At 50.6% G+C, this 25739-nt stretch carries 20 protein-coding genes, 4 tRNA genes and 1 other RNA gene; 21 read left to right on the top strand and 4 right to left on the bottom strand.

Features of this window, described 5'->3' with window-relative positions:
• Positions 1 to 32: 32 nt before the first annotated feature.
• The gene (gene ilvD, locus EC843_RS23610; protein ID WP_133523150.1) at positions 33 to 1883 is read left to right on the top strand and encodes a dihydroxy-acid dehydratase; all 1851 of its coding nucleotides are present in this window, start codon (positions 33 to 35) and stop codon (positions 1881 to 1883) included.
• Positions 1884 to 1885: 2 nt separating this feature from the next.
• Positions 1886 to 3430 (top strand): threonine ammonia-lyase, biosynthetic, encoded by a 1545-nt coding sequence (gene ilvA / locus EC843_RS23605; RefSeq protein WP_064541612.1) that lies wholly within the window; start codon positions 1886 to 1888, stop codon positions 3428 to 3430.
• Here the strand turns inward: ilvA and ilvY are convergent.
• The gene (gene ilvY / locus EC843_RS23600) at positions 3427 to 4320 is read right to left on the bottom strand and encodes an HTH-type transcriptional activator IlvY (protein WP_064541609.1); all 894 of its coding nucleotides are present in this window, start codon (positions 4318 to 4320) and stop codon (positions 3427 to 3429) included. The two genes, ilvA and ilvY, sit on opposite strands and share 4 nt — an antisense overlap.
• Positions 4321 to 4486: 166 nt before the next feature.
• Between ilvY and ilvC the strand changes: the two genes are divergently transcribed.
• Positions 4487 to 5962 carry a ketol-acid reductoisomerase gene (gene ilvC, locus EC843_RS23595; protein ID WP_064541606.1) on the top strand — a complete coding sequence of 492 codons (1476 nt, stop codon included), beginning with the start codon at positions 4487 to 4489 and terminating at the stop codon, positions 5960 to 5962.
• A gap of 171 nt (positions 5963 to 6133) precedes the next feature.
• Here ilvC and ppiC read toward each other — a convergent pair whose 3' ends face one another.
• Entirely contained in the window at positions 6134 to 6415 is a 282-nt protein-coding gene (ppiC, locus tag EC843_RS23590) for a peptidylprolyl isomerase PpiC (RefSeq protein ID WP_064541590.1), read from the bottom strand.
• An 89-nt stretch (positions 6416 to 6504) separates the two neighbouring features.
• Here ppiC and rep point away from each other — a divergent pair, with 89 nt between their 5' ends.
• The gene (rep, locus tag EC843_RS23585; protein WP_064541587.1) at positions 6505 to 8526 is read left to right on the top strand and encodes a DNA helicase Rep; all 2022 of its coding nucleotides are present in this window, start codon (positions 6505 to 6507) and stop codon (positions 8524 to 8526) included.
• Position 8527: 1 nt separating this feature from the next.
• On the opposite strand, the gene gppA is transcribed toward rep, so the two are convergent.
• Positions 8528 to 10012 (bottom strand): guanosine-5'-triphosphate,3'-diphosphate diphosphatase, encoded by a 1485-nt coding sequence (gppA, locus tag EC843_RS23580; RefSeq protein ID WP_133523149.1) that lies wholly within the window; start codon positions 10010 to 10012, stop codon positions 8528 to 8530.
• 6 nt (positions 10013 to 10018) lie between these two features.
• Positions 10019 to 11290 carry an ATP-dependent RNA helicase RhlB gene (rhlB, locus tag EC843_RS23575; RefSeq protein ID WP_064541580.1) on the bottom strand — a complete coding sequence of 424 codons (1272 nt, stop codon included), beginning with the start codon at positions 11288 to 11290 and terminating at the stop codon, positions 10019 to 10021.
• A gap of 131 nt (positions 11291 to 11421) precedes the next feature.
• Here rhlB and trxA point away from each other — a divergent pair, with 131 nt between their 5' ends.
• From trxA to EC843_RS23490, 17 genes are all read left to right on the top strand, one after another.
• Positions 11422 to 11751: a thioredoxin TrxA gene (trxA, locus tag EC843_RS23570; protein WP_034461718.1), complete on the top strand. Its 330-nt coding sequence runs from the start codon at positions 11422 to 11424 to the stop codon at positions 11749 to 11751.
• A gap of 356 nt (positions 11752 to 12107) precedes the next feature.
• A complete protein-coding gene (gene rho, locus EC843_RS23565) occupies positions 12108 to 13367 on the top strand; it encodes a transcription termination factor Rho (protein ID WP_034492237.1) in 1260 nt (419 codons plus the stop codon).
• A 252-nt stretch (positions 13368 to 13619) separates the two neighbouring features.
• Positions 13620 to 14711: a UDP-N-acetylglucosamine--undecaprenyl-phosphate N-acetylglucosaminephosphotransferase gene (gene wecA / locus EC843_RS23560; protein ID WP_133523148.1), complete on the top strand. Its 1092-nt coding sequence runs from the start codon at positions 13620 to 13622 to the stop codon at positions 14709 to 14711.
• 23 nt (positions 14712 to 14734) lie between these two features.
• Positions 14735 to 15784 carry an ECA polysaccharide chain length modulation protein gene (wzzE, locus tag EC843_RS23555; RefSeq protein ID WP_133523147.1) on the top strand — a complete coding sequence of 350 codons (1050 nt, stop codon included), beginning with the start codon at positions 14735 to 14737 and terminating at the stop codon, positions 15782 to 15784.
• 62 nt (positions 15785 to 15846) lie between these two features.
• Positions 15847 to 16980, top strand: a complete 1134-nt coding sequence (gene wecB, locus EC843_RS23550; RefSeq protein WP_064541569.1) for a UDP-N-acetylglucosamine 2-epimerase (non-hydrolyzing) — start codon at positions 15847 to 15849, stop codon at positions 16978 to 16980.
• The gene (gene wecC, locus EC843_RS23545) at positions 16977 to 18239 is read left to right on the top strand and encodes a UDP-N-acetyl-D-mannosamine dehydrogenase (protein WP_064541566.1); all 1263 of its coding nucleotides are present in this window, start codon (positions 16977 to 16979) and stop codon (positions 18237 to 18239) included. The genes wecB and wecC overlap by 4 nt, the downstream gene beginning before the upstream one ends.
• Positions 18240 to 18264: 25 nt before the next feature.
• Positions 18265 to 18954 carry a dTDP-4-amino-4,6-dideoxy-D-galactose acyltransferase gene (gene rffC / locus EC843_RS23540; RefSeq protein WP_064541632.1) on the top strand — a complete coding sequence of 230 codons (690 nt, stop codon included), beginning with the start codon at positions 18265 to 18267 and terminating at the stop codon, positions 18952 to 18954.
• A 4-nt stretch (positions 18955 to 18958) separates the two neighbouring features.
• Positions 18959 to 20089, top strand: a complete 1131-nt coding sequence (gene rffA / locus EC843_RS23535) for a dTDP-4-amino-4,6-dideoxygalactose transaminase (protein WP_133523146.1) — start codon at positions 18959 to 18961, stop codon at positions 20087 to 20089.
• A 1-nt stretch (position 20090) separates the two neighbouring features.
• Positions 20091 to 21341, top strand: a complete 1251-nt coding sequence (wzxE, locus tag EC843_RS23530; RefSeq protein WP_133523145.1) for a lipid III flippase WzxE — start codon at positions 20091 to 20093, stop codon at positions 21339 to 21341.
• Positions 21338 to 22417, top strand: a complete 1080-nt coding sequence (locus EC843_RS23525; protein WP_133523144.1) for a TDP-N-acetylfucosamine:lipid II N-acetylfucosaminyltransferase — start codon at positions 21338 to 21340, stop codon at positions 22415 to 22417. Before wzxE ends, EC843_RS23525 begins: the two co-directional genes overlap by 4 nt.
• Positions 22414 to 23790: an ECA oligosaccharide polymerase gene (gene wzyE, locus EC843_RS23520; protein WP_133523143.1), complete on the top strand. Its 1377-nt coding sequence runs from the start codon at positions 22414 to 22416 to the stop codon at positions 23788 to 23790. Before EC843_RS23525 ends, wzyE begins: the two co-directional genes overlap by 4 nt.
• Positions 23787 to 24527, top strand: a complete 741-nt coding sequence (gene wecG / locus EC843_RS23515; protein ID WP_133523142.1) for a lipopolysaccharide N-acetylmannosaminouronosyltransferase — start codon at positions 23787 to 23789, stop codon at positions 24525 to 24527. The genes wzyE and wecG overlap by 4 nt, the downstream gene beginning before the upstream one ends.
• A gap of 157 nt (positions 24528 to 24684) precedes the next feature.
• A tRNA-Arg gene (locus EC843_RS23510) sits at positions 24685 to 24761 on the top strand.
• Between the two features lie 73 nt (positions 24762 to 24834).
• Positions 24835 to 24910: transfer RNA gene (locus EC843_RS23505), tRNA-His, on the top strand.
• 16 nt (positions 24911 to 24926) lie between these two features.
• Positions 24927 to 25013 (top strand) — tRNA-Leu (locus tag EC843_RS23500).
• 39 nt (positions 25014 to 25052) lie between these two features.
• A tRNA-Pro gene (locus EC843_RS23495) sits at positions 25053 to 25129 on the top strand.
• Between the two features lie 36 nt (positions 25130 to 25165).
• Positions 25166 to 25279, top strand: a non-coding RNA gene (locus EC843_RS23490) — RtT sRNA.
• Positions 25280 to 25739 lie beyond the last annotated feature (460 nt).

The raw sequence follows: 25739 nt of genomic DNA, 5'->3' as shown, positions 1-25739 counted from the left end.
TCCGCTCGACAGACAGACTGGAGTAAATAAGCATGCCTAAGTACCGTTCAGCCACCACCACCCACGGCCGTAATATGGCGGGTGCCCGCGCTTTGTGGCGCGCAACCGGGATGACCGATGACGATTTCGGCAAGCCAATTATTGCGGTAGTGAACTCCTTTACTCAGTTCGTGCCGGGCCACGTCCACCTGCGCGATTTGGGCAAGCTGGTTGCCGAACAAATCGAAGCTTCCGGCGGCGTGGCTAAAGAATTCAACACCATCGCCGTTGATGATGGCATCGCCATGGGCCACGGCGGCATGCTTTATTCTCTGCCGTCACGCGAGCTTATCGCTGACTCCGTGGAATACATGGTGAACGCGCACTGCGCTGACGCGATGGTTTGTATCTCCAACTGCGACAAAATCACCCCAGGGATGTTGATGGCCTCTTTGCGCCTGAACATTCCGGTTATTTTTGTTTCCGGCGGCCCGATGGAAGCCGGGAAAACCAAACTGTCTGACCAAATCATCAAGCTCGACCTGGTTGATGCGATGATTCAGGGCGCTGACCCGAAAGTGAGCGACGAGCAAAGCGAGCAGGTTGAACGCTCTGCTTGCCCAACTTGCGGTTCCTGTTCTGGTATGTTCACGGCAAACTCGATGAACTGCCTGACCGAAGCGCTGGGCCTGTCTCAGCCGGGTAACGGTTCTCTGCTGGCAACGCACTCAGACCGTAAAGAGTTGTTCCTCAATGCCGGTAAACGCATCGTTGCCCTGACCAAGCGTTATTACGAGCAGGATGACGAAAGTGCATTGCCACGTAGCATCGCCAGCAAAGAAGCGTTTGAGAACGCCATGACGCTAGATGTCGCAATGGGCGGCTCAACGAATACAGTTCTGCACTTACTGGCAGCAGCTCAGGAAGCAGAACTCGATTTCACCATGACCGATATCGACCAGCTGTCACGTAAAGTGCCACAGCTGTGTAAAGTCGCACCAAGTACCCAGAAATACCATATGGAAGATGTGCACCGTGCGGGTGGCGTAATCGGTATTTTGGGCGAGCTGGATCGCGGTGGCTTACTGCATCGCAATGTGAAAAACGTTCTGGGGCTAACCCTGACGCAAACGCTGGAACAGTACGATGTCATGCTGACCAAAGACGAAAGCGTGAAGAGCATGTTCTCCGCAGGTCCGGCAGGCATTCGTACCACAAAAGCTTTCTCGCAGTCCTGCCGCTGGGATTCTCTGGACGTTGACCGCCAAAACGGTTGTATCCGTTCCAAAGAAAATGCCTACAGCCAGGAAGGTGGTTTGGCGGTGCTGTACGGTAACTTCGCTGAAAACGGCTGTATCGTGAAAACAGCGGGTGTTGACGATGAAAGCCTGGTGTTCCGAGGACCAGCGAAAGTCTATGAAAGCCAGGATGATGCAGTAGAGGCAATTCTTGGTGGCAAAGTCGTCGCAGGCGACGTGGTTGTTATTCGCTACGAAGGGCCAAAAGGCGGGCCGGGCATGCAAGAAATGCTCTACCCAACAACCTTCTTGAAATCTATGGGACTGGGCAAAGCCTGTGCGCTGGTGACTGATGGTCGTTTCTCCGGCGGTACTTCTGGACTTTCAATTGGCCACGTTTCTCCGGAAGCGGCAAGCGGCGGCAATATTGCGCTGATTGAAGATGGCGACATGATTGCGATTGATATCCCGAATCGTGGTATCCAACTGCAATTGAGCGATCAGGAAATGGCTGCTCGTCGTGAAGCGCAAGAAGCTCGCGGTGACAAAGCCTGGACGCCACGTGCGCGTGAACGCCAGGTTTCCTTTGCTCTGCGCGCTTACGCAATGCTTGCCACCAGTGCCGATAAGGGCGCGGTGCGCGATAAAAGTAAGCTTGGAGGCTAATCATGGCCGAATCGCAACCGCTACCTGATGCCCCTTGCGGGGCGGAATATCTGCGAGCTGTATTGCGCGCTCCGGTTTACGAAGTCGCGCAAGTTACCCCATTGCAGAAGATGGAAAAACTGTCATCACGGCTGGATAACGTCATTCTGGTGAAACGTGAAGATCGGCAACCCGTGCACAGTTTCAAACTGCGCGGCGCATACGCAATGATTGCCGGGCTGAACAGTGAGCAAAAAGCCAGCGGCGTGATTACGGCTTCAGCTGGTAACCATGCTCAAGGTGTTGCGCTTTCCTCAACGCGTTTAGGCATCAAGTCTTTGATTGTCATGCCAGTCACTACGGCAGATATCAAAGTGGATGCCGTCAGGGCGTTTGGCGGTGAAGTGCTTTTGCATGGCGCAAACTTTGATGAAGCGAAAGCGCGTGCTATCGAGCTTTCGCAGCAACAAGGTTTCACTTACGTTCCTCCGTTTGACCACCCGGCAGTCATCGCCGGGCAGGGCACGCTGGCGCTCGAACTCCTGCAACAAGACGCCCATATCGACCGCATATTCGTACCGGTTGGCGGCGGTGGCCTGGCGGCTGGCGTGGCAGTGCTGATCAAACAGTTGATGCCACAAATCAAAGTCATCGCCGTGGAAGCGGAAGATTCAGCCTGCCTGAAAGCGGCTTTGGATGCGGGCAAGCCGGTTGATTTGGCGCGTGTCGGTTTGTTTGCTGAAGGTGTCGCGGTTAAGCGTATCGGCGATGAAACGTTCCGTCTTTGCCAGGAATACCTCGACGACATTATCACGGTGGATAGCGATGCTATCTGCGCTGCGATGAAAGACTTGTTCGAAGATGTTCGTGCAGTTGCTGAACCGTCTGGCGCTCTGGCTCTGGCGGGGATGAAAAAATACATCCAGCAACACCAGATTCGTGGTGAACGCCTCGCGCACGTATTATCAGGTGCGAACGTTAACTTCCACGGCCTGCGTTATGTTTCCGAGCGTTGCGAGCTGGGTGAACAACGTGAAGCGCTGTTGGCGGTCACCATTCCTGAAGAGAAAGGCAGCTTCCTGAAATTCTGCCAGGTACTGGGCGGGCGCTCAGTTACCGAGTTTAACTATCGCTATTCCAGTTCGGCGGAAGCCTGCATTTTCGTTGGCGTTCGTTTGACGCGTGGCCTCGAAGAGCGGCATGAAATCATCGAATTGCTTAACGAAGGTGGTTACGGCGTTGTCGATTTGTCTGATGACGAAATGGCGAAACTGCACGTGCGTTACATGGTGGGCGGGCGTCCGTCGAAACCCCTGCGAGAGCGTCTGTACAGTTTCGAATTCCCTGAGTCGCCAGGCGCTTTGCTGAAATTCCTGCAAACGCTCGGCACGCACTGGAATATTTCCCTGTTCCATTACCGCAGCCACGGCACGGATTATGGCCGCGTGCTGGCGGCGTTCGAACTGGGCGACAATGAGCCAGATTTCGAAACCCGTCTCAATGAACTGGGCTACGACTGCCACGATGAAACCAGTAACCCAGCGTTCCGTTTCTTCCTTGCAGGTTAATGGCTTCCGGGCAGTAATTTCCAGAACGCATGCACAAGCGGCTCATTGAGCCGCTTTTTTTGTACGCAAACGCCCAACTCAAACGGTGTGGTCTCATCGTTTCGTTCCAGCACCTGCACGCGGTTTCGTACCGGTTCCGGGCTGTTTTCCAGCACGATTTCAGGAATCAGCGCCACGCCACAACCCAGCGCCACCATTGAAACCATTGCCTCATGCCCTGCCACCGTCGCGTAAATAAACGGGTTGCTGATTTTCTGACGGCGGAACCACAACTCAATACGGCGGCGTACCGGGCCTTGATCCGGTAAAATAAATGGCACTTTTGCCCAGTCGGGATCCGGTTGATTTACCTGCGCTCGAACCGGGCACGGCAGCGCGGGCGCAATAAGTGCCACAGATAAATTATCCAGAATCGAAAAGGCAACGCCTGGCGGCAATGTCTCCGGTTTACCCGCAATAGCGATATCGGCTTCGTTAGAATCCACTTTTTCTACTGCATCGGCTGCATCGCCGGTGGTCAGTTTGATCTCCACGTTGGGATGCTCAGCACGGAATCTGTCGAGAATTGGCGGTAAATGACTGTAGGCGGCGGTGACGGAGCAAAAAAGATGTAACTCGCCGGTGAGCGACGGCCCTTCCTGCCCGATGGTGTGGCGCATTTGCTGATACTGCAACAGCGTGTGCTGGGCGAACTGTTTCAGTTGCTCTCCGGCCTCGGTCAGCGTAACGGTGCGGTTATCGCGTAAAAACAAGGGTTGACCTAAATCCTCTTCGAGGCGCTGGATCTGGCGCGAAAGCGTCGACGGGCTGACGTGCATCGCGCGTGCGCTCCTGCCGAAATGGCGACTTTCAGCAAGGTGGATAAATATTTTCAGGTCGCGTAAATCCATGGTCATCAGCCCTTGTTTCTACGTTGCATAAATTGCAACGTCACGTTGTTAATATATCAATTTAAGCAACGCATTTCCTGTCATATAGTGAGTTCATTATCGCAAGCAAGACACGGCTGGCGAACCTTATAAAAGCACAACACAACGACTACGGAGTACCACCACGATGGCTAATTATTTCAACACTTTGAACCTGCGTCAGCAGTTGGCGCAACTGGGTAAATGTCGTTTCATGGCGCGTGCAGAATTCGCTGATGAAGCAAGCTACCTCAAAGGCAAAAAAGTCGTCATCGTCGGTTGTGGCGCACAAGGCTTGAACCAGGGTCTGAACATGCGCGACTCCGGTCTGGATGTTGCTTATGCTCTGCGTGCTGAAGCTATCGCTGAGAAACGCGCTTCATGGCGTAAAGCGACCGAAAACGGTTTTAAAGTTGGCACTTACGAAGAACTGATCCCGCAAGCCGACCTGGTCGTTAACCTGACGCCAGACAAACAGCACTCTGCGGTTGTTAAGGCAGTTCAGCCAATGATGAAAGATGGTGCTGCGCTGGGTTATTCCCACGGTTTCAACGTGGTTGAAGTGGGCGAGCAAATCCGTAAAGACATCACCGTTGTGATGGTTGCGCCAAAATGCCCGGGCACTGAAGTTCGTGAAGAATACAAACGTGGTTTCGGCGTACCGACTCTGATTGCGGTTCACCCGGAAAACGATCCGAAAGGCGAAGGCATGGCAATTGCTAAAGCCTGGGCTGCTGCAACGGGCGGTCACCGTGCAGGCGTTCTGGAATCTTCCTTCGTAGCAGAAGTGAAATCTGACCTGATGGGTGAGCAAACTATTCTGTGCGGCATGCTGCAGGCCGGTTCCCTGCTGTGCTTCGACAAGCTGGTGGAAGAAGGCACTGACCCGGCATACGCAGAAAAACTGATTCAGTTCGGCTGGGAAACCATCACCGAAGCGCTGAAACAAGGTGGCATTACGCTGATGATGGACCGCTTGTCTAACCCGGCGAAAGTCCGTGCTTATGCGCTGTCTGAACAACTGAAAACCATCATGGCTCCATTGTTCCAGAAACACATGGACGACATCATCTCCGGCGAATTCTCTTCCGGCATGATGGCTGACTGGGCAAATGACGATAAAAATCTGCTGACCTGGCGTGAAGAAACCGGCAAAACTGCGTTCGAAACCGCTGCACAGTTTGACGGTAAAATCTCTGAGCAGGAATACTTCGATAAAGGTGTTCTGATGATCGCAATGGTGAAAGCGGGCGTTGAGCTGGCGTTCGAAACCATGGTTGATGCGGGCATTATCGAAGAGTCTGCTTACTACGAATCACTGCACGAGTTGCCGCTGATTGCGAATACCATCGCTCGTAAGCGTTTGTACGAAATGAACGTGGTTATCTCTGATACCGCTGAGTACGGCAACTACCTGTTCTCTTACGCTGCGGTTCCATTGCTGAAAGAATTCATGACAACTCTGCAAGCGGGTGATTTGGGCAAAGAAATCCCGGCGGGTGCGGTTGATAACGCGCAACTGCGTGACGTTAACGAAGCGATTCGTAACCACGAAATCGAAACCGTTGGCAAGAAACTGCGTGGCTACATGAAAGATATGAAGCGTATTGCTGTCGCGGGTTAATACCCCGTCGTCTTTCGATTCGCCGCTGTGTTGGCAGCGTTCGTACACCCCAGTCACATAATTGTCTATGTTCCTGGGGCTGTATTCACTTGCCGCCTTGCCGCAAATCGAAATCCATAGGGGTATTCAATTGATACAAGCCCGGTAAGCTTTACGCTACCGGGCTTGCTGTTAATTACGATACAACACTTTGATGATGTGGTAACCAAACTGCGTGTGCAGCGGGCCGTATGGTTCGAGCAGCGGGCAGGAAAACACCACTTTATCGAACGCAGGAACCATCTGGCCCTGACGGAATTCACCTAAGTGACCGCCTTTTTTGCCTGATGGGCAGGTGGAATGCTTTTTAGCCAGTTTTTCGAAGTCGCCGCCATTCTGAAGCTGCGCCAGAATTTCCTGGGCCAGTTTTTCTTCCTTAACAAGGATATGCAATGCTGCTGCGGTTTTTGCCATGATAGTGCCTTGAGTCGCATGGATTAGGCTCGCTATACTACCACGCTCTTTTTCCCCTTCGTACCTTCCTGACTTTACTGAGTGACCTTATGCGTTTAAACCCTGGCCAACAACAAGCCGTCGAATTTGTCACCGGACCCTGCCTGGTCCTGGCGGGCGCAGGCTCGGGCAAAACACGTGTGATTACCAATAAAATGGCGCATTTGATTCGCGAATGTGGCTATCAGGCACGTCACATCGCAGCGGTCACGTTTACTAACAAAGCGGCCCGCGAGATGAAAGAGCGTGTGGCGCAAACGTTAGGGCGCAAAGAAGCACGTGGTTTGCTGATCTCCACTTTCCATACCTTAGGTCTTGAGATTATTAAACGCGAGTACGCAGCGCTGGGGATGAAGGCTAACTTCTCACTATTTGATGACACCGATCAGACGGCGTTGCTCAAAGAGCTAACCGAAGGTTTGCTCGAGGACGATAAGACTTTATTGCAGCAGTTGATCTCGACGATCTCAAACTGGAAAAACGATCTGATGACGCCTTCGCAGGCGGCTGCGCAGGCCAAAGGGGAGCGTGACCGAATCTTTGCTCACTGCTATGGCTTGTACGATACACATCTGAAATCCTGCAATGTTCTGGATTTTGATGATCTGATTTTGCTTCCAACACTGCTTTTACAGAGCAATGAAGAAGTTCGTGAGCGTTGGCAAAACCGCATCCGCTATTTGCTGGTGGATGAGTATCAGGATACCAACACCAGCCAGTATGAACTGGTGAAGTTGCTGGTAGGGGCGCGAGCAAGATTTACCGTGGTGGGTGATGACGACCAGTCGATTTACTCCTGGCGCGGCGCAAGGCCGCAAAACCTCGTCTTGCTAAGTCAGGATTTCCCGGCACTTCAGGTGATTAAGCTTGAACAGAATTACCGTTCTTCCGGGCGTATTCTGAAAGCGGCAAACATTCTGATTGCCAATAATCCACATGTGTTTGAAAAACGTCTCTTCTCTGAACTGGGTTATGGCACCGAATTAAAAGTAGTGACGGCAAACAGTGAAGATCATGAGGCTGAACGCGTTACTGGCGAGCTTATTGCCCATCACTTCATAAATAAGACTAATTACAAAGATTACGCCATCCTCTATCGCGGAAATTTCCAGTCGCGCGTGTTTGAGAAGATGCTGATGCAGAACCGCATCCCGTATCGCATCTCAGGTGGCACCTCGTTCTTCTCGCGACCGGAAATCAAAGACCTTCTGGCTTATCTGCGTGTACTGACCAACCCCGATGACGACAGTGCATTCATGCGGATAGTGAATACACCGAAGCGTGAAATAGGCCCGGCGACTCTGCAAAAGCTGGGTGCCTGGGCGATGCAGCGCAATAAAGGATTGTTTAGCGCCAGCTTCGACATGGGGTTGAGCCAGACGCTGAGTGGGCGTGGTCTGGAGTCGTTACAGCGTTTCACTCAGTGGTTACGCGATGTGGCGACTTTGTCAGAACGCGACCCCATTGCTGCCGTGCGCGATTTGATTCACGGCATTGATTATGAAAGCTGGCTATATGAAACCTCACCCAGCCAGAAAGCCGCCGAAATGCGCATGAAAAACGTCAATACATTGTTTAGCTGGATGACGGAAATGCTTGAGGGGTCGGAAATCGATGATCCAATGACGTTAACTCAGGTGGTCACTCGCTTTACGCTGCGCGATATGATGGAGCGCGGGGAGAGCGATGAAGAAGCCGATCAGGTTCAGCTCATGACGCTTCATGCTTCAAAAGGTCTCGAATTCCCGTATGTCTTTTTAGTCGGGATGGAAGAAGGGTTGCTGCCGCATCAGAGTAGTATCGATGAAGATAACATTGAAGAAGAGCGCCGTCTGGCATATGTGGGAATTACTCGTGCGCAAAAAGAACTGACTTTTACGCTCTGCAAAGAACGCCGTCAGTATGGTGAGCTGATTCGCCCTGAACCCAGCCGTTTCTTGCTGGAATTACCACAAGATGATTTGCTGTGGGAAACGGAACGTAAAGTGGTATCAGCTGAAGAACGGATGCACAAAGGCCAGAATAATGTAGCCAACATTCGTGAAATGCTGGCAAAAGCACGTAAAAGCTGAGTTATTTGATAGTCAGTGACCAGTGGACATAGCTTTGCCACAGGCTTTCTTGTTCGAGTAATTCAGCTCCGAGTGGGTGGCATTCGAGCCACTTTTCGGGAAGCTCAAGAATTAAAGTTTCGCCTTCCACCTTCAGCGTAATATCCGGCAGAATGTCATCGCGACGGCGACTGGCGAAAATAATAGCCAGGCGTAACAGGCGGCAAAGATATTCTGCAATACGCGGTGGTACGGCATTTTGCTGGTGGAGAGACGAGAGATCAACGGGGTTTGTCTGGTTCAACATCAGTGTCGCCAGCAGTTTTTTCTGGGCTGGTGTATAACCCGGAAGATCGAGATTTTTCACCAGATAGGCGGCGTGTTGAGGCGCTTGCTTAAAGTCGACGCTCAGGCCAATTTCATGCAGCAGGGCCGCGCTGTCGAGCATTTCTACACTCAGTGGCGTCAGATTCCACGAATCCGTTACCTGGTTGGCTAGTGCCTGTGCCAGTTGCTGCACGCGTTCTGCTTGCCCGGTATCAACCATAAAACGACGCTGAATATTGCGTATGGTACGGCTGCGGATTTCCTGGTTAACGGACAAATGAAGCATTCCGTACACCAGACCTTCACGCAGCGCACCGCCAGCCAGCGTCATACAATTGATCGATAACTCTTCGAATATCGCGATTAAAATGGCGAGACCGCTTGGAAATACCAGGGCTCTTTCTAGCGTAAGCCCTTCAATTTCCAGCTCTTCGAGTCGCCCACATTGAATGGCTCTCTGCTTTAACTGCTGAAGCTTTGCAAGCGTAATTCGTTCGTCCATTCCCTGCGCCATCATGATTTCTTGCAAGGCTTGTACGGTGCCTGAAGCGCCAACGCAGACTTTCCAGCCATGATGTTTTAACCGATCGCAAATCGGCCTGAGAACCTCTTTTGCAGCGGTTTCGGCAGCATCAAAGTTTTCTTTTGCCAGATTTCGATCGCTAAAAAAGCGTTCAAGCCAGGTCACGCAACCCATTGATAAGCTAAAGAGTGCGGTTGTTTGCGCCCCCGAGCCTGTCACCAGTTCCGTGCTGGCACCGCCGATATCAACCACTAAGCGCTGATCGGCACCGCCCGTCGTATGGGCAACACCCTGATAAATCAGGCGTGCTTCTTCTTCGCCGTGGATGATTTGCACCGGACAACCGAGGATTTTTTCAGCCTGCTGGATGAATTCATTGGCGTTGGTAGCCAGGCGTAGTGTCGCGGTGGCGACAACTCGAATTTGTGACTGAGGGATATCTTGTAGACGTTCAGCAAATAAGCGCAGGCATTGCCACCCGCGCTCCATCGCTTCGCGTGAAAGCGTATTGTCGCTGCTTAAACCAGCAGCAAGGCGTACTTTCCGTTTAATCCTGGCAAGGGTTTGTATGCTCCCTGCCACCTCACGTACAACCAACATATGAAAGCTATTTGAGCCTAAATCAATTGCTGCATACAGCGAGGTGGAGCTGAGCATAAATTTTTAACCTGTGCGACGACGATTACCACGGGAGGCGCCACCATTACGGCGAGGACCGTTACCCGGACGGGAACGTGTCAGACGCTTCGGTGGAGGAAGTTCGCTTAACAGTGCTTCAGTTTTGTACTTACTGACTGGGATTGAGTGACCGATATAGGTTTCAATGGCAGACAGGTTTAACGCATAGTCTTCACAAGCAAGGCTGATGGAATGGCCACTTTCGCCAGCACGACCGGTACGGCCAATACGGTGAACGTAGTCTTCGCAGTCATCCGGTAAATCGTAGTTGAAAACATGAGTGACAAGCGGGATGTGTAAACCACGAGCGGCAACATCGGTTGCAACTAAGATGTCGAGATCGCCACGAGTGAATTCATCAAGAATGCGCAGACGTTTTTTCTGAGCCACATCGCCGGTTAACAGACCAACACGATGCCCATCAGCAGCCAGATGACCCCAGATATCTTCACAACGGTGTTTGGTGTTAGCAAAGATAATGGCACGGTCTGGCCACTCTTCTTCGATTAGCGTCTGCAACAGGCGCATTTTCTCTTCGTTAGAAGGGTAGAACAGCTCTTCCTGGATGCGGTGACCGGTTTTTTGTTCCGGTTCAACTTCCACGTATTCCGCGTTGTTCATCTGTTCGAACGCCAGTTCACGCACACGGTAAGATAAGGTGGCAGAGAACAGCATGTTCAGGCGTTGGGTAACAGGAGGCATGCGGCGGAACAACCAACGAATATCTTTAATAAAGCCGAGATCGTACATACGGTCAGCTTCATCAAGCACCACAACCTGAATTGCACCTAAGTTGATGTGGTTTTGTTTGGCATAATCAATCAAACGGCCAGTGGTACCGATAAGAATATCAACACCGCTTTCCAGCACTTTAAGCTGTTTGTCGTAGCCGTCGCCACCATAAGCCAGGCCGAGTTTCAGGCCGGTCGATTGTGCAAGTGGCTCTGCGTCAGAGTGAATTTGTACTGCCAGTTCACGAGTCGGTGCCATGATTAAAGCACGCGGCTGGTTCACCTGGCGATTCTCTGGAACCGGGTGAGAGAGTAAATAATGGAACGTTGACGTTAAAAACGCCATCGTTTTGCCAGTACCGGTTTGCGCCTGCCCTGCAACGTCACGATTCGCTAGTGTCAGCGGTAGTGCCAGTGCCTGAATTGGGGTGCAGTTATGGAACCCTTTATTTTCAAGGGCTTCAATCACCTTAGGGTGCAGGGCGAAGTCGGAAAACTTCTGTTCGGTCAAATGTGTTTTGCTCATAGTGTGGTAGAATATCAGTTTACTATTGCTTTACGAAAGCACATCCGTTGAAATAAACGGGGTGAAATAAAGTCACCCCAAGTTGGTTGAGGCTACACCAACAAGGTAGACATAATCCTGCGGAGTAGAACATGAGCGATAAAATTATTCACCTGACTGACGACAGTTTCGACACGGACGTGCTAAAAGCTGATGGGTTGATCCTGGTTGATTTCTGGGCAGAGTGGTGTGGTCCATGCAAGATGATCGCCCCGATTCTTGATGAAATCGCTGATGAATATCAGGGCAATCTGACCGTTGCTAAACTGAACATCGATCAGAACCCGGGCACCGCACCGAAATACGGTATCCGTGGTATCCCAACTCTGTTGCTGTTCAAGAATGGTGAAGTGGCTGCGACCAAAGTTGGTGCGCTGTCTAAAGGCCAGTTAAAAGAGTTCCTCGACGCTAATCTGGCATAATGGAATCTCAGCCGGTGCGTGCGGGTTCGCAATTTTTTGTGAGCTGCTGGACGCCCGGCGTCAGTCATGCTAAGTTACTTTTACTGCATTTTGAACTTGTCTTGTAGTTTGAATCTTTGTATTACCCAATGCTTCCAGTTAACTTTCACTAAGACGCTGTTTTACAGTGAACATATGGTCGCAAAATCGATTTCGGGCATATCACCCATTCCGTCGTGTCGTTTCAGTTCTGCGTTTTTCCTATGACCAGACAGCGATAAGACATGTGGTGGTGGCCATTAAACAGGCATGGATGATCCTGCCATACCATTCACGATCATGTTCGAGATTTACCCCGAGTTTAAGAACCCACCATTATGAATCTTACCGAATTAAAGAATACGCCGGTTTCTGAGCTGATTACTCTCGGCGAAAATATGGGGCTGGAAAACCAAGCCCGTATGCGCAAGCAGGACATTATTTTCTCCATCCTGAAGCAACATGCTAAGAGTGGTGAAGATATCTTTGGTGACGGTGTGCTGGAGATATTGCAGGACGGATTTGGTTTCCTCCGCTCTGCAGACAGCTCCTACCTCGCCGGTCCTGATGACATCTACGTTTCTCCCAGCCAAATCCGCCGTTTCAACCTCCGCACAGGGGATACCATCTCCGGTAAGATTCGCCCGCCGAAAGAAGGTGAGCGTTACTTTGCACTGCTGAAAGTAAACGAAGTCAACTATGACAAACCGGAAAATGCGCGTAGCAAAATCCTGTTCGAAAACTTAACCCCGCTGCATGCGAACTCTCGTTTACGCATGGAACGTGGTAACGGTTCTACCGAAGATTTAACCGCACGCGTACTGGATCTGGCATCGCCAATCGGTCGCGGCCAGCGTGGCCTGATTGTGGCACCGCCGAAAGCCGGTAAAACCATGCTGCTGCAAAACATCGCTACCAGCATTGCGTATAACCATCCTGATTGTGTACTGATGGTTCTGCTGATCGACGAACGTCCGGAAGAAGTGACCGAGATGCAGCGTCTGGTGAAAGGCGAAGTTATTGCTTCTACCTTTGACGAGCCAGCATCACGCCACGTTCAGGTTGCCGAAATGGTTATCGAGAAAGCAAAACGTCTGGTTGAGCACAAGAAGGACGTAATTATTCTTCTCGACTCCATCACCCGTCTGGCTCGTGCCTACAACACCGTGGTACCGGCATCTGGTAAAGTGTTAACCGGTGGTGTGGACGCTAACGCCCTGCATCGTCCAAAACGCTTCTTCGGTGCTGCACGTAACGTGGAAGAGGGTGGTAGCCTGACTATCATCGCAACGGCTTTGGTTGATACCGGTTCTAAAATGGATGAAGTTATCTACGAAGAATTTAAAGGTACCGGCAACATGGAACTGCATCTGGCGCGTAAAATCGCTGAGAAGCGTGTGTTCCCTGCCATCGACTATAATCGTTCTGGTACCCGTAAAGAAGAATTGCTGACTACCCAGGAAGAACTGCAGAAAATGTGGATCCTGCGTAAAATCATCCACCCAATGGGTGAGATTGATGCCATGGAATTCCTCATCAACAAGCTGGCGATGACGAAAACCAACGAAGACTTCTTCGATATGATGAAACGCTCGTAAGCCATAAAAACTCGGGGAACGCCACGCTTAGTCGTGGCGTTTTTCTTTTCTGGTATATACGATATAGAATCAACTATCACGGTTAAGCATCAACCGTGGCAATGGATGCCATGATGTTATTAGTCGCAACGCTTGGATAGTGTTGTTTAAATAATAAACGGGTTGTTCAGGGATTCGATGTATATAACCATTGGACGGGGCAGACTTCGATTGAGTTTTCCTTGACCTTTTATTTTGCAGAGAGCTTGCACTGTGAATTTAATCACCGCTGGAACTGACCTGGTAAGTATTTTTTTATTCACTACCGTTTTTCTTTTTTTCGCTCGTAAGGTGGCAAAAAGAATCGGTCTGGTAGATAAACCAAACTTCCGCAAACGCCACCAGGGACTCATCCCTTTGGTCGGAGGCATTTCTGTTTATGCCGGGATCTGCTTTACTTTCCTGATTGCCAATTATTACATCCCACACGCATGGCTTTATTTGACCTGTGCCGGGGTACTGGTGTTCGTCGGTGCTCTGGATGATCGCTTTGATATCAGTGTAAAAATTAGAGCCTCGATTCAGGCATTAATTGGCATTGTTATGATGGTTGTCGGGAAATTATACCTGGTCAGCCTTGGGTATATATTTGGTTCCTGGGAAATGGTTCTCGGCCCATTCGGTTATTTTTTAACCCTGTTTGCCGTCTGGGCTGCAATAAACGCCTTCAATATGGTTGATGGTATTGATGGCCTGTTGGGTGGGCTTTCTTGCGTATCCTTTGCAGCAATGGGAATCATCCTTTATTTCGATGGGCAATTGAGCCTGGCGATGTGGTGCTTCGCAATGATTGCCGCCATCTTGCCTTATATTCTTTTAAACCTCGGGATACTTGGACGTCGCTATAAAGTATTTATGGGGGATGCGGGTAGCACGCTCATCGGATTTACGGTTATCTGGATCCTACTGGAAACCACTCAGGGTCAAACTCATCCAATCAGTCCAGTCACTGCTTTGTGGATTATTGCTATTCCTTTGATGGACATGATTGCCATCATGTACCGCCGTTTACGCAAAGGCATGAGTCCATTCTCCCCAGACCGCCAGCATATTCACCATTTAATCATGCGTGCTGGGTTTACTTCCCGTCAGGCTTTTGTGCTTATCACAGCCGCAGCAGCATTGCTTGCGAGTATTGGCGTGGCTGCTGAATATATTCATTCCATACCCGAGTGGGTAATGTTGGCATTATTCTTGCTTGCATTTGTCCTATATGATTATTGCATCAAACGCGCCTGGAAAGTGGCTCGTTTTATAAGACGCCATAAGCGTCGGCAACGTAGAAACAGCAGTAGCATTTCTTAATTCTGAATGTAATTGGGGAAGTGATGAAACAAAACGTGCCAGGAAATAACCCGGGAATGGTAGACAACGAGTTGGACATTCGTGGTTTATTCCGGACACTTTGGCAAGGGAAGCTGTGGATTATTGGCGTGGCAGCTTTGTTTGCTGCCGTAGCGCTGATCTATACTTTCTTTGCCAAGCAGGAGTGGAGTGCTAACGCGATAACCGATCGTCCAACCGTGAATATGCTGGGTGGTTTTTATTCTCAGCAGCAATTCCTGCGCAATCTTGACCTCAGATCTAACATGTTGCCGGTCGATCAGCCGTCGGTGATGGATGAAGCTTACAAAGAATTCATCATGCAGCTGTCTGCTTACGATACCCGTCGTGATTTTTGGCTGCAGACTGACTATTACAAACAACGTCAGGTTGGCAATAGTAAAGTGGATGCCGCGCTATTGGATGAAGTCATTGATAACATTCAATTTACTGCTGGTGATGCCACCCGTAACACTAGCGATAGCGTGAAGCTAATTGCTGAAACTGCCGCTGATGCTAACAACTTGCTGCGCCAATATGTCGCTTTTGCCAGCCAGCGTGCGGCAAGCCATCTCAATGAAGAACTGACGGGGGCCTGGGCTGCTCGTACTGTTCAGATGAAAGCGCAAGTTAAACGCCAGGAAGCAGTAGCGAAGGCAATTTTTGACCGCAAAGTGCACAGTGTCGAGCAAGCGCTGAAAATAGCACAGCAGCAAAATATTTCTAAAAGTGAAACAGAAGTTCCTGCCGACGAGTTACCAGATTCTGAAATGTTCATGTTAGGACGTCCTATGTTGCAAGCACGCCTTGAAAGCTTGCAAGCGGTAGGTCCAGACTATGACATCGACTATGACCAGAATCGAGCCATGCTGTCGACGCTGAATGTTGGACCGACGCTCGACGCTCGCTTCCAAACCTACCGCTATTTACGTACCCCTGAGGAACCTGTGAAGCGTGATAGTCCGCGCCGGGCATTCTTGCTGATTATGTGGGGTATGGTTGGGGCCCTGATTGGTGCTGGTGTGGCATTAGCCCGCCGTCCAAAATTGTTATAACGCCCTTACCCGGTGAAAGCTCGATGGACGGCTTTCACCTTTTTTAATTAAAGAGAATCGCTGTGAAAGTGTTAACTGTTTTTGGCACGCGCCCAGAAGCCATTAAAATGGCTCCACTGGTTGATGCGTTGGCAAAAGACCCGTTTTTTGACGCAAAAGTCTGCGTGACAGCACAGCATCGCGAGATGCTGGATCAAGTGCTGAATCTATTTTCTATCGAGCCGGATTATGATTTAAACATCATGAAACCGGGGCAAGGGTTGACGGAAATCACCTGCCGCATCCTCGAGGGACTAAAGCCGATTCTTGAGTCATTTAAGCCGGATGTGGTTCTGGTACATGGCGATACCACAACGACACTCGCCACTAGTCTTGCTGCATTTTATCAGCGTATTCCCGTTGGGCATGTTGAAGCGGGTCTGCGTACTGGCGACCTGTACTCCCCGTGGCCAGAAGAAGCGAACAGAACCATTACCGGGCATCTGGCGATGTATCACTTCGCGCCAACAGAGAATTCCCGACAAAACCTCTTACGTGAAAATATCAGCGACAGTAAGATCTTCGTTACCGGTAATACGGTGATTGATGCGCTGATTTCCGTCCGCGATCGCGTGTTGGCTGATGATAGCTTGCGCAGCTCTTTGGCGGAGTGTCATCCGTTCCTCGATAACAGCAAAAAACTGATTCTGGTTACCGGTCACCGCCGCGAAAGCTTTGGCGATGGTTTTGAACGTATTTGTCACGCGCTGGCTGAAATTGCTAAAGAAAATAGCGATGTTCAGATTGTTTATCCTGTGCATTTGAATCCAAATGTTAGCGAGCCTGTGACGCGTATTCTTGGTGATGTTAAAAACGTGGTGCTGATCGACCCACAGGAATACTTGCCGTTTGTCTATTTAATGAACCATGCCTACCTGATTCTGACCGACTCCGGTGGTATCCAGGAAGAAGCGCCATCGCTGGGAAAACCCGTATTGGTGATGCGTGATACTACAGAGCGCCCGGAAGCGGTTGATGCAGGAACCGTTCGTTTGGTGGGTACGGATACTCAAGAGATTGTCCGCCAGGTAACGCGTTTGTTGAAAGACCAAAACGAATACGAAGTGATGAGTCGGGCACATAATCCTTACGGCAACGGTAAGGCCTGTGAACAAATTTTGGCTGCATTGAAGAAGAATCAGGTGACACAACAATGAGTTTTGCAACCATCTCTGTGATTGGTCTTGGCTATATCGGATTACCTACTGCGGCTGCATTTGCCTCTAAACAGCAACACGTCGTAGGGGTTGATATCAACCAACATGCTGTAGACACCATAAATCGTGGTGCTATTCACATCGTTGAGCCCGACCTGGATAAGGTGGTCAAAACTGCTGTGGAAGGTGGTTTTTTACGCGCCAGTACCAGGCCAGTTGAAGCTGATGCTTTTTTGATTGCGGTGCCAACGCCATTTAAAGGCGATCACGAACCGGACATGGTTTATGTTAAAGCTGCCGCCGAGTCCATCGCTCCCGTCCTCAAGAAAGGGGCTTTGGTGATTCTGGAGTCCACTTCTCCGGTCGGTTCAACCGAGCAAATGGCGCAATGGTTAGCCGAACTTCGCCCTGACCTGACATTCCCTCAGCAGGCTGGTGAAGCAGCAGATGTTAACGTGGCTTACTGCCCGGAACGAGTATTGCCAGGCCAGGTGATGGTTGAGCTTATCAAAAACGATCGGGTTATTGGCGGCATGACGCCAATCTGCTCGGCTCGTGCCAGCGAACTGTACAAAATCTTCCTGGAAGGTGAGTGTGTGGTGACGAACTCCCGCACCGCTGAAATGTGTAAGCTCACTGAAAACAGCTTCCGCGATGTGAATATTGCCTTCGCCAACGAGCTGTCGCTGATTTGTGCCGCACAAGGGATTAACGTCTGGGAATTAATCCGCCTGGCGAACCGTCACCCGCGCGTCAATATCTTGCAGCCGGGTCCGGGTGTTGGTGGGCATTGCATCGCGGTTGACCCATGGTTTATCGTCGCGCAGAACCCAGAGCAAGCACAGTTGATCCGTACCGCGCGTGAGGTCAACGATGGCAAGCCGCACTGGGTTGTCAACCAGGTGAAAGCCGCCGTAGCTGACTGCCTGTCAGAAACAGGAAAGCGCGCCAGTGAAATCACTATTGCCTGCTTTGGCCTTGCGTTTAAACCTAACATTGACGACCTGCGTGAAAGCCCTGCCATGGAAATCGCTGAGCTTCTCAGCACCTGGCATAGTGGTAAAACTCTGGCAGTTGAGCCCAACATTCACCAGCTGCCGAAAAAACTGCTCGGACACTGTGAATTAGCCACTACGGATGAAGCCCTTTCACAAGCTGACGTGTTGGTGATGTTAGTCGATCACCAGGCATTCAAAGTTATTCCGGGTACACAAGTTCAGCAACGCTGGATTGTTGATACCAAAGGAGTCTGGCGCTAGTTCTCGCCAGACGCAGATGAAGCCGATGACGTCTAACTCTGTACCCGTTCACGCAAGAATTGAATCTCTCGACTGGGAGAACCAATTCTTTGCGGTGAATAGCGGAATTCTTCGTTTTGAAGATGACGCGCCCTTGCTGACTCCACCACTCCTTGCGGCGTTTACCCGTGTGCAGGCAAAAATCGCTACCCAGCAAACCCTCTTGCTTGATGGTTTGCAGCAACTCGGTTTTAAACTGGTTGAAGGAGAAGTCGATCTTGCACTGAAAGTTGGCACGCAACATGCTCCATCTTCTCTACAGCTAGCCACAGATGCGGATATCCCTGTATTACGGGATTTAGCCGCTAAAATTTTCACACAAAGCCGTTTTCGTGCGCCCTGGTATCAACCAGCTGATAGTGGAAATTTCTATGCACAATGGGTTGAAAATGCAGTGCTTGGTACTTTTGACCACGAGTGCCTGATATTGAAAAATGGTGATGTGATACAAGGCTTTGTCAGCATGCGCCAACTCAATGAGCGCGAGGCGCGTATTGGTTTACTGGCGGGACGTGGTGTGGGTGCCGAATTGATGGATACCGCGCGTTTATGGTGTCAGCAGCGTGGGTTACAAACGCTGCGCGTGGCTACACAAACCAGCAATACCGCAGCTCTGCGACGTTATATTCAAAGCGGTGCCAACATAGAAAGCACCGCCTTCTGGTTATACAGGTGAAAAAATGATTCCATTTAATGCTCCGCCAGTTGTAGGTACGGAAATCGAATACATGCAGGCTGCGATGGGTAGCGGCAAGCTCTGTGGCGACGGTGGTTTCACCCGTCGCTGTCAGCAATGGATGGAGCACCGTTTTGGCAGCAAAAAAGTGCTGCTGACACCTTCTTGTACCGCATCGCTGGAAATGGCCGCGTTGCTGCTGAATATTCAGCCCGGCGATGAAGTGATTATGCCAAGCTATACCTTTGTTTCTACAGCGAATGCCTTTGTTCTACGTGGCGCCAAAGTTGTCTTTGTTGATATTCGCCCGGACACCATGAACATCGACGAGAAGCTGATTGAAGCAGCCATCACCGAGAAAACGCGAGCCATTGTTCCGGTTCATTACGCGGGTGTTGCCTGCGAAATGGACACCATTATGGCGATTGCGACAAAACATAAACTCTTTGTGGTGGAAGATGCCGCGCAGGGTGTGATGTCGACCTACAAAGGCCGCGCCTTAGGAACAATTGGCCACATTGGCTGCTTCAGCTTCCACGAAACCAAAAACTACACCGCCGGTGGCGAAGGGGGAGCGACGTTGATAAACGACGCTTCACTTATCGAACGCGCGGAAATTATTCGCGAAAAAGGCACCAACCGCAGCCAGTTTTTCCGTGGGCAAGTGGACAAATACACCTGGCGCGATATTGGTTCAAGCTACCTGATGGCAGACCTACAGGCCGCGTACCTTTGGGCGCAACTGGAAGCCGCTGAAAAGATTAACCAACAGCGCCTGAAACTGTGGCATGCCTATTACGACGCGCTTGCACCACTGGCTAAAGCCGGGCGCATCGAATTGCCATCGATTCCAAAAGACTGTGTACAGAATGCGCACATGTTTTATATCAAGCTGCGTGATATCGAAGACCGCAGCGCGCTGATTGCGTATCTCAAAGAGGCAGAAATTATGGCGGTGTTCCATTACATCCCATTACATGATTGCCCGGCTGGCGAGAAGTTTGGTTACTTCCACGGCGAAGACCGTTTCACCACACAAGAAAGCGAGCGCCTGCTGCGTTTGCCACTGTTCTACAACTTGTCTCCAGCGAACCAACGTACCGTTATCAATACGTTGTTAAGCTTCTTCTCCTGATATGTCACTCGCGAAAGCCTCAGTGTGGACCGCAGGGTCCACACTGGTAAAAATTGCTGCCGGTTTGCTGGTGGTGAAACTGCTTGCGGTGGCATATGGCCCAGCTGGCGTCGGTCAGGCGGGAAACTTCCGCCAGATGGTCACGGTATTGGGCGTGCTTGCCGGCGCGGGGATCTTCAACGGCGTGACAAAATACGTCGCGCAGTATCACGATCAGCCCGAGCAATTACGCAAGGTTATCGGCACGTCGTCGGCGATGGTGTTGGGTTTCTCAACACTTTTAGCCATCATTTTTGTGGTTGCAGCAAAGCCCATCAGCCTTGGTTTATTTGGGCATGAGAATTACCAGGGATTAGTGCGTCTGGTGGCGTTAGTGCAGATGGGTATCGCCTGGGCGAACTTGTCGTTAGCCATCATGAAAGGTTTTCGTGATGCGGCTGGTAACGCGCTGGCACTGATTGGTGGCAGTCTTATTGGCGTGATGGCGTATTACCTTTGTTATCGCCTGGGCGGATATCAGGGGGCGTTGCTGGGGCTTGCGTTGGTGCCTGCGTTGGTACTTATTCCGGCAGGCATCATGCTGGTTCGCCGCGAGCACGTACCATTTGGCTACCTGAAACCGCAGTGGGATAAAGTTTACGCCAGTAGCCTTGGTAAATTCACGATCATGGCGCTGATCACCTCTGTGACGCTCCCAGTGGCTTATGTCATGATGCGTAACCTGCTTGCTGCTCACTACAGTTGGGAAGATGTCGGGATTTGGCAGGGCGTAAGCAGCATTTCGGATGCCTACCTGCAATTCATCACCGCTTCGTTTAGCGTTTATTTGCTGCCAACGCTTTCACGCTTAACCAACAAAACCGACATCAGCCGCGAGATTGTTCGTTCTCTGAAGTTTGTTCTGCCTGCGGTTGCGGCGGCAAGCGTCACCGTCTGGCTGTTACGCGACTTTGCTATCTGGCTGCTTTTTTCGCATAAATTCATTGCGATGCGCGATCTTTTTGCCTGGCAACTGGTGGGCGATGTGCTGAAAGTGGGCTCATATGTGTTTGGTTATCTGGTGATAGCCAAAGCCTCGCTTCGCTTCTATATCTTGACTGAAATCAGCCAGTTCACATTATTGACCGGTTTTTCACATTGGCTTATACCTGCGCATGGTGCCTTGGGGGCCTCGCAGGCATATATGGCAACGTACATCATTTACTTCACGCTCTGTTGCAGCGTTTTCCTCATTTATCGTAGACGAGCATGACGACACTGATTCACGTTTTGGGATCGGATATCCCACACCATAATCAAACGGTACTGCGCTTCTTCAATGACGCACTGGCTGTTTCAAATCTGCATGCCCGCCAGTTTATGGTGGTGTCAAAGGACGACGCTTTGCTTTCCGCTTTTCCGGCACTTACCGTAACGCTTTACCCAACTAAAAAAGCGCTGGCGCAGGCCGTGGTGGAAAAGGCGCGGGCTAATCGCCAACAACGCTTTTTCTTCCATGGGCAGTTTAACAGTGCGCTATGGATTGCCTTGCTGACCGGTGGTTTGAAGCCCACCCAGATGTACTGGCATATTTGGGGCGCTGATCTTTACGAGGCCTCGAAGAGCCTCAAGTTTCGGGTATTTTACCTGCTGCGCCGTATTGCGCAGGGGCGGGTGGGGCGAGTTTTTGCCACGCGCGGCGACCTGAACTACTTCCATGAACGTCACCCGAATGTAGCTGGCGAACTGATTTATTTCCCGACGCGCATGGATTCGTCGCTGAATACTTTGGACTCTGGTGACGTGAAAACCGGCAAAATGACGCTGCTGGTGGGCAATTCTGGCGATCTTAGCAATCAACACATTGTGGCGTTGAAAGCGATTCATGCCCAGTTTGGCGACACGGTACGCGTGGTGGTTCCGATGGGCTATCCCGCTAACAACGATGCGTATATTCATGAGGTACAGCAAGCAGGTCGAGCGTTGTTCAGCGAAGAGAACCTACAAGTACTGACGGAAAAAATGGACTTCGACGACTATCTGGCGCTGTTGCGTCAATGCTCGCTGGGATATTTCATTTTTGACCGCCAGCAAGGAATCGGCACGCTTTGCTTACTGATTCAGGCGGGCATTCCGTGCGTGTTGAGTCGCAAAAACCCGTTCTGGCAGGATATGGCTGAACAGCATATTCCCGTGCTCTTTGCTGGTGACACACTGGATGAGTCGATCGTCCGCGAAGCGCAGCGTCAACTACGCTTACTGGATAAACAACAAATTGCCTTCTTCAACCCTAATTACATTGACGGCTGGAAACGGGCGCTGGACATCGCTGCGGGAGAAACCGCATGAGTATGCTGCAATTTGGCGGTTTGTTTGTGGTCTGGTTCTTATCAGTGATGTTCATTGGCACGTTAACGTACCAGGAATTTCGCCGGGTGCGTTTCAATTTTAATGTGTTCTTCTCGCTGCTTTATCTGCTGACATTTTTCTTTGGCTTCCCGTTTACCTGCACGCTGGTGTTCCGCTTCGGCGTAACGGTCGTACCGGCCGATGTGTTGCTACAAGCACAACTTGCAGCAGTCTGTTTCTACGGTATCTACTATGTTGCCTACAAAACGAGGCTGCGTGCGAAGAGAACTGAAACGGTGCGGCGTCCTGTCTTTACCATGAACCGGGTCGAGACTCATCTGACGTGGGTGATGTTGATGGTGGTGGCGCTGGTCAGTGTTGGCATCTTCTTTATGCATAATGGTTTTTTGTTATTTAAGCTGCACTCCTACAGCCAGATTTTCTCCAGTGAAGTGTCGGGCGTTGCGTTAAAGCGCTTCTTCTACTTCTTTATCCCCGCCATGCTGGTGGTCTATTTCCTTAAACAAGATGGCCGCGCCTGGATGTTCTTCCTGGTCAGCACTGTAGCGTTTGGCTTGCTGACTTACATGATTGTTGGCGGGACTCGCGCCAATATCATCATCGCGTTCGCCATCTTTTTGTTCATCGGTATTATTCGCGGTTGGATTTCGCTGTGGATGCTGGCGGCGGCTGGCGTCTTCGGTATCGTCGGCATGTTTTGGCTGGCATTGAAACGCTACGGTCTCAATGTGAGTGGTGATGAAGCGTTTTATACCTTCTTGTACCTGACGCGCGATACCTTCTCTCCGTGGGAAAACCTGGGATTACTGCTGCAAAATTACGACAAAATTGAATTCCAGGGGTTGGCACCGATAGTACGTGATTTCTATGTCTTTATTCCGACATGGCTGTGGCCCGGTAGGCCTGGTATTGTACTGAATAGTGCGAACTACTTTACCTGGGAAATTCTCAACAACCATTCTGGCCTGGCGATTTCACCAACCTTAATTGGCTCGCTGGTGGTGATGGGCGGTGTGTGGTTTATCCCGTTGGGCGCAGTGGTAGTGGGGCTAATCATCAAATGGTTCGACTGGTTGTATGAGCTGGGGAATCGGGAAACCAACAAGTACAAAGCAGCCATTCTGCATAGTTTCTGTTTCGGGGCGATCTTTAACATGATTGTTCTGGCACGAGAGGGCCTGGATTCCTTCGTCTCACGCGTTGTATTTTTCCTGATGGTATTTGGTGCCTGCTTGCTGCTGGCTAAACTGCTCTACTGGTTATTTGATAGTGCGGGGCTGATACATCAACGGTTAAGACGTTCCCCGCAAGCTGTCTCAGGCACCCAAAAAGCATCACAAGGAATATCATGAACCGACTGACTACCGCCCCTTCCTATGCCATTCGCGGTCTGAACCTTCTGGGCTGGCGCGATATGCAGCATGCTTTGGATTACCTCTACACAGAAGGAACACTGCGTAGAGGTACGCTGGTGGCGATTAACGCAGAGAAAATTCTTGCCGCAGAACGTGAGCCGGAAGTGCGAACGCTGATCGAAGCCGCGGAATACAAATACGCCGACGGAATTAGCGTGGTGCGTTCCATTCGCAAAAAATTCCCTGGAGCGGTTGTGTCACGAGTGCCTGGTGCTGACCTATGGGAAGCTTTGATGCAGCGTGCGGGGCAAGAAGGTACACCAGTTTTCCTCATTGGCGGCAAACCAGAAATACTGGCGCAAACCGAAGCCAAACTGCGCGAACAGTGGCAGGTTAATATTGTCGGTTGCCAGGATGGTTACTTCAAAGCGGAACAGCAAGCGGCTTTGTTTGAACGTATTCGGGACAGTGGCGCGGCTATTGTGACGGTAGCGATGGGGTCGCCGCGGCAGGAAATCTTTATGCGGGATTGCCGTAAGGTTCATCCTGATGCGTTATATATGGGAGTGGGTGGTACCTACGATGTGTTTACCGGCCATGTGAAGCGTGCACCAAAGATATGGCAGAACCTTGGTCTGGAATGGCTTTATCGTTTGTTGTCGCAACCGAGCCGCATCACACGCCAAATAAAGTTGCTGCGTTATCTGGCCTGGCATTACACCGGTCGGTTATAAAACGCTACCCGACACACCGTTAAAGTGAGTTTTACGGCTGAATTTGGCTGGATAATCATCAGAATGTGCAAAGCATAACCAAATGCGCATTTTATTTAAATAAGCACTAGACAGGTGGGCATGAAGCCCGTAATATCCGACCCCGCAACGGCGCTATGCGCCCGTAGCTCAGCTGGATAGAGCGCTGCCCTCCGGAGGCAGAGGTCTCAGGTTCGAATCCTGTCGGGCGCACCATTAATTGAATGGCGCTGGAGCTGCGGCGGTACTTCTTCTTAGGAAGGTAGACCGCGCGAAAAGATTTACAGTGGTGGCTATAGCTCAGTTGGTAGAGCCCTGGATTGTGATTCCAGTTGTCGTGGGTTCGAGTCCCATTAGCCACCCCATTAATTTAGTGATATTGCGAAGGTGGCGGAATTGGTAGACGCGCTAGCTTCAGGTGTTAGTGTTCTTACGGACGTGAGGGTTCAAGTCCCTCTCTTCGCACCATCTCTAATTTAAAAGCAGTAAGAAGTAAAAGCAGTATTTCGGCGAGTAGCGCAGCTTGGTAGCGCAACTGGTTTGGGACCAGTGGGTCGGAGGTTCGAATCCTCTCTCGCCGACCAAATTCAAGAAAGCCCAATCGAAAGATTGGGCTTTTTTACGTCTGTAGTTTATAGAGGATGAGAATCTCCGAAGGAGGTTTGAGCCGAGCGTAGCGAGACAACGTTGCTTCAGCAACGGCCCGCAGGGGAATAATCCTCTCTCGCCGACCAAATTCAAGAAAGCCCAACCGCAAGATTGGGCTTTTTTACGTCTGTAGTTTACCGTTTCGTAGGTCGGATAAGCGCAGCGTCATCCGACACCCTTGCGAAAACAGTCCATCTCAATCCCAGTCTCTTATTCGCGACATTCCTGTTTTGATTGTCGCCGTTTGGTGACTATTAACTCATTGATAAAAATGAATAATACCAGGATTGAGTTTATGTGTCTCTAAACAGAGACACTATTGCGGAAAACCTAAAGTCCAGACAAAACCCATCAGCTGCCAGTGCTATCAACGATAACAACATGAATACCAAACGATTATAGGTTCATGGCAATTATGGATTCAAACCTGGCACACATCATGCAATAATATACAGGTAGATGCTCATTCCACTTCTTATGTTTGCTTAGGCTTCATAAACCCAGGAATGACGCAGAGCCGATTACGGTGCTTATCGTCCACCGACA

This window comes from Buttiauxella sp. JUb87, from assembly GCF_004361975.1.
Taxonomy (GTDB): Bacteria; Pseudomonadota; Gammaproteobacteria; order Enterobacterales; family Enterobacteriaceae; genus Buttiauxella; species Buttiauxella ferragutiae.
This window is presented reverse-complemented; position numbering and strand designations above follow the sequence as displayed.